At 69.0% G+C, this 1046-nt stretch carries 3 protein-coding genes; 2 read left to right on the top strand and 1 reads right to left on the bottom strand.

All coding sequences use genetic code 11. The annotated features are described in order from the left end of the window. Positions 1 to 93 precede the first annotated feature (93 nt). Positions 94 to 330: an S-4TM family putative pore-forming effector gene (locus HW578_RS28540; protein WP_198373759.1), complete on the top strand. Its 237-nt coding sequence runs from the start codon at positions 94 to 96 to the stop codon at positions 328 to 330. On the opposite strand, the gene HW578_RS26915 is transcribed toward HW578_RS28540, so the two are convergent. Continuing rightward, entirely contained in the window at positions 264 to 782 is a 519-nt protein-coding gene (locus tag HW578_RS26915; RefSeq protein WP_198373760.1) for an AbrB/MazE/SpoVT family DNA-binding domain-containing protein, read from the bottom strand. The two genes, HW578_RS28540 and HW578_RS26915, sit on opposite strands and share 67 nt — an antisense overlap. Positions 783 to 866: 84 nt before the next feature. On the opposite strand from HW578_RS26915, the gene HW578_RS26920 reads away from it, so the two are divergent. Further along, positions 867 to 1046 (top strand): hypothetical protein (locus tag HW578_RS26920; RefSeq protein WP_198373761.1); only part of this gene is annotated, 180 nt, incomplete at its 3' end.

A 1046-nucleotide genomic window follows, 5' to 3' on the forward strand; every position in this document is an offset into this window, starting at 1 on the left:
CCGCCATCAGCGCCCCGACCAGGATCCCTCAGCACCGTGATCCCCGCCATCCCCCCGCGTGGCGGGCGACCATGCACCGCTCTACGGCCACGCATGCCAGCATTCGGGGTTTCTGGAGGCGTCCAACTGTGTAGGGAAGCGGCCATTGGTGCGCGCCACGAGGAAGAATGCCAACGCACCTCCCGTGAATTGCAGAACGCGATCTATGCACGGCGCGCTAGCAGCCCGCTGATTTTTCCTAGAATCTACAAACGTTTGCGCCCTCAGATGGAAGCGTCGATGAACGAGGGCGTAGCGGACCTCCTTTCAGAGCTTCGCGCCCTACGATAACGACTAGTGGGCGCAGTGTACGCGTCCACGAGCGCACTGGGAGCGGAGAGACTGACCCACGCTATGGATCGGCCCGCGCGTGAGGAGCTCATTCCTGTGCCACAGGCATCCACACACGGCCGATCGCCGAATGAGCCTGTCGTGCCCCGAGCTTCCCTGTACCCACATCGCATCCCCGTACCGTCCTCCCCCCTCGCCACACGCCGCGTACCCCGCCTCCCAACCCGAGGAACACGCACATAACGCTCGGGCCGCACGGGCTCGATGATGATGCGCGCCGCCTCCACGCGCAGCTCGACCGGCTGGCCGAACGTGAGGTGCGCCGCGGCCATGACCGAGGCGGGAATCCGCACGGCGGCGCCATTCCCCCACTTCCTGACGATGACGCGCATGATGGCCCCGGATTGCTGTGATGTCGCCAGGACGGGCCGCGTCGCGGCAAGTGTCAACATTGCAGATACAGGAGCGGCGCCGCACGCCGCGCGCGCCCCACTTCCACGATTCCGCCCGCGCCCGGCAGGCGCTACGCTCACCCCATGACCGCCAAGATCACCCCCGCCGCGCGCCAGCTCGGCATCGCCGCCCTCCTCCTCGCCGCCGCCTGCGAGCAGCCCGCGCCGATCCCCGTCACCTACGTGCCGCAGGCCGCCACCCCCGCCTCGGCCGGCACGCCGGAGGAGCAGGCGGCGCGCCGGCTCGACCGCGCGCTCGCCCCG

The organism is Roseomonas rosulenta (assembly GCF_016106005.1).
Lineage (GTDB): Bacteria > Pseudomonadota > Alphaproteobacteria > Acetobacterales > Acetobacteraceae > Neoroseomonas > Neoroseomonas rosulenta.

Excerpts from the sequence above, each read along its gene's own strand:
- HW578_RS28540 (WP_198373759.1), top strand. The coding sequence starts at position 94 with ATGCCAGCATTCGGGGTTTCTGGAGGCGTCCAACTGTGTAGGGAAGCG.
- HW578_RS26915 (WP_198373760.1), bottom strand. The coding sequence starts at position 782 with ATGTTGACACTTGCCGCGACGCGGCCCGTCCTGGCGACATCACAGCAA.